This window comes from Thauera sp. 27 (assembly GCF_000310125.2).
Lineage (GTDB): Bacteria > Pseudomonadota > Gammaproteobacteria > Burkholderiales > Rhodocyclaceae > Thauera > Thauera mechernichensis.
The window spans coordinates 1-3,174 of sequence record NZ_AMXB01000084.1 but is presented as its reverse complement, the minus strand read 5'-3'; the positions used below and the strand labels follow the sequence as shown (position 1 = coordinate 3,174).

The window sequence follows — 3,174 nt, the reverse complement described above, 5'->3', positions numbered from 1 at the left end:
GGCCCCCGTAGGAGCGGCGCCAGCCGCGAGGGGTTGAAGGCGATGGGGTTGGGTGGGACCCGAAAAGCTCGCGGCTTGCGCCGCTCCTACAGCAGGCCGCGGTGCCTGCATCAGGACCAGGCGACCTGGGCGGAGAAGAGGTAGCCGGCGCCGTACACGGTCTTGATGAGGCGCGGGTTGTGCGGGTCGTCGTCGAGCTTGCGGCGCAGGCGGGAGATGCGCACGTCGATGCTGCGGTCGAAAGGGTCGACGTCGCGTTCGCCGAGCAGTTGCTCGCGCGACAGGATCTTGTTGGGCCGCCGCAGCAGGGTGGCGAGCAGGCTGGCTTCGGCGGCGGAGAGGCTGATCTCGCGTCCGTCCGGGGCGCTGAGGGCGTGGCGGCTGGCGTCGAAGGTCCAGTCGGCGAAGCGGGCGATGGTGCGCTCGGTGGGGGTCTCGGGGGCGGCTGCGCGTTGGTAGCGGCGCAGGATAGAACGCACGCGGGCGACCAGCTCACGCGGTTCGAAAGGCTTGACGATGTAGTCGTCAGCACCGAGCTCGAGTCCGAGCACGCGGTCGGTGACGTCGTTGCGGCCGGTGAGGATGAGCACCGCGCATGGGCTGCCGTCCTGCAGTTCGCGCACGACCTGCATGCCGTCCATGTCGGGCAGGCCGAGGTCGACGATGCACAGGTCGGGGGCGCTGCGGCGTGCGCGCGCCAGCAACTGCTGGCCGGTGCTGACGTGTTCGCAGCGGAACCCGTATTCGCCCAGGCTCATGCAGATGAGGCGGGCGATCTCGGGGTCGTCCTCGAGCACCATGATGACGGGCGTGTTGGCGTCGGTCGCGGTCAGGGGCATGTTTGGCCGTGCTCCGGTTGGGGCGCTGTGGGGGCGGGCTGCGGTGCGAGCAGGTTGGCGAGTGCTGCGGCCAGGGTAGCCTGGTCGAAAGGCTTGCGCAGCGTGGGTACGTCGGCGGGGGCGACACCGGTGATGGCGCGTTCGCTGGCGTAGCCGGTGACGAGCAGGATCGGCAGCCCGGGGCGCAGCGCGCGGGCGCGCTGGGCGAGCTCGCGCCCGCCGATGCCGCCGGGCATGACGGTGTCGCTGACGAGCAGGGCAATGTCGTCGATGTTCTCCAGCAGCTCCAGGGCCTCGACGCCATTGCTGGCTTCGATCACCGGATAGCCGTTGGCGGTGAGTTGCATGCGGATCACCTTGCGCACTTCGGGTTCGTCTTCGACCAGCAGCACCGGACCGTCGAGCATCGGTCGCGCGGCCGGCGGCTCGGCTGCCTTGCGGTTCTCGGCCGGGGTGGCCTCGGCCGTGGGCAGCACGAAGCGCACATGCGTGCCCGCGCCAGGGGTGCTGCGGATGCGGATGTTGCCGCCGGACTGGCGGACAAAGCCATACACCATCGACAAGCCGAGACCGCTGCCGCCACCAAAAGGTTTCGTGGTGAAGAAGGGCTCGAACACGCGCTGCAGCACGGCGGGCTCGATACCGGCGCCGGTGTCGGAGACGTCGATCTGCACGTAGGCGCCGGGGGCGAGCTCGCCGACCTGGGCGAGGGTGCCTTCGAGGGTGCGGCGCTTGACGGTGATGGTGAGCTCGCCGCCTTCGGGCATGGCGTCGCGCGCATTGATGGCGAGGTTGAGGATGGCGTTCTCGAGCTGGTGCGGGTCGACCAGGGCGTACAGCGGGTCGCTGGGCAGGCGCAGGCGCACCCGCACGGTTTCGCCGAGGGTGCGCACCAGCAGGTGGGTCATGTTGTGCACGAGGGCGCTGACCTCGACTGAGGTCGGTTCGAGCGACTGGCGGCGCGAGAAGGTGAGCAGGCGGCGGATGAGTTCGGCGCCCCGGCGCGCGGCCTGCAGCGAGGGGGCGACGTACTCGGAGCCGGCGCCGCCGCCGATGCGCTCGTTGAGCACCGACAGGTTGCCGATGATGATGGTGAGCAGGTTGTTGAAGTCGTGCGCGAGCCCGCCCGTGAGTTGGCCGACGGCTTCCATCTTCTGCGCCTGGATGAGTGCGGCCTGGTGGGCTTTCTGTTCGGTGATGTCGATCGACAGCACGAAGAAGCCGACCGTGGTGCCGTCGGCGTCGGCTTCGGGGACGACCACGCTGCGCGCGTGCACGGTGCGGCCATCGGCGAGGCGGCGGGCGTACTCGTAGGTGACGCGCTCGCCGTCGAGGGCGCGGGCGAGGTGGGGGACGATCTGGGTATAGCTGTCCTCGCCGAAGACCTCGTGGATGCTGCGGCCGATGATCTCGTCCTTGCCCAGGCCGAACCAGTCGGCGTAGCCCTTGTTGGCGAAGCGGTAGATCTCGCCGCGGTCGACGTAGGCGATGAGGGCGGGGATGGAGTCGATGATGAGCTGCAGGCGGTTTTCGCTGCGGCGCAGGGCCTCGGCGATATCGTCGATCTCGATGTTGGCGCGGGCGAGGCGTTTGTTGGCGGCCTCGAGTTCGGCGGTGCGCTCGCGCACGCGCTCCTCGAGGCGTACGTTCTGCTGCTCCATCACGCCTTCGTAGCGGCGTTGCTCGGTGATGTCGGTCCACAGCGACACGAAGCCGAGGTTGGGGATGGGGACGCCGCGGACGGCGAGGATGCGGCCGTTGGGTCGTGCGCGCTCGACGTAGTGCGGCTGGAAGCTGCGTGCAGCGGCGACGCGTTCGCGGATGAGGGTGTCGATGTCGCCCTGGCCGTACTCGCCGCGCTCGGCATTGAAGCGCACGAAGTCTTCGAAGGGCGTGCCCACGCGCACCATGGACTCGGGGAAGTCGAGCAGGCGCAGCAGCGCCTTGTTCCAGGTGACGAGCTTTGGGGTGGCGTCGAACACCGCGATCGCCTGGTCGAGCAGGTCGAGGCCGGCGAGCAGCAGGTCGTAGCGCCGGCGCTGTTCGGGCGACAGCGCGGAATAGGTGATGCTCTCCTCGTCGGCCTTCGCCATGCTGTGTCGCTCTCCGTCGTGGTTGCTGTCACGCGATGTTTGCACAATCGGCCGTGCGCCGCGACAGGCTGCTGCATGGCGCGTGCCCGTGCGCCCTGTCCGGTGCCGCCGTAGGAGCGGCGCCAGCCGCGAGCTTTTCGTCGGCCGCCCACCTGCCCACGTCGCCTTCAACCCCTCGCGGCTGGCGCCGCTCCTACAGGGGGGAGATGCGCGTTGGGTTTGCCGTAGGAGCGGCGCCAGCC

At 69.5% G+C, this 3,174-nt stretch carries 2 protein-coding genes; both read right to left on the bottom strand.

All coding sequences use genetic code 11. The features are described from left to right. Window positions 1–110: 110 nt before the first annotated feature. The gene (locus B447_RS21420) at window positions 111–839 is read right to left on the bottom strand and encodes a response regulator transcription factor (RefSeq protein ID WP_002934289.1); all 729 of its coding nucleotides are present in this window, start codon (window positions 837–839) and stop codon (window positions 111–113) included. Then, window positions 830–2,932 (bottom strand): PAS-domain containing protein, encoded by a 2,103-nt coding sequence (locus B447_RS21415; protein ID WP_004249046.1) that lies wholly within the window; start codon window positions 2,930–2,932, stop codon window positions 830–832. Before B447_RS21415 ends, B447_RS21420 begins: the two co-directional genes overlap by 10 nt. Window positions 2,933–3,174: the final 242 nt, after the last annotated feature.

What these genes read in the sequence shown, in the direction of transcription:
- B447_RS21420 (WP_002934289.1), bottom strand. Translation starts at nt 839, where the DNA reads ATGCCCCTGACCGCGACCGACGCCAACACGCCCGTCATCATGGTGCTC.
- B447_RS21415 (WP_004249046.1), bottom strand. Translation starts at nt 2,932, where the DNA reads ATGGCGAAGGCCGACGAGGAGAGCATCACCTATTCCGCGCTGTCGCCC.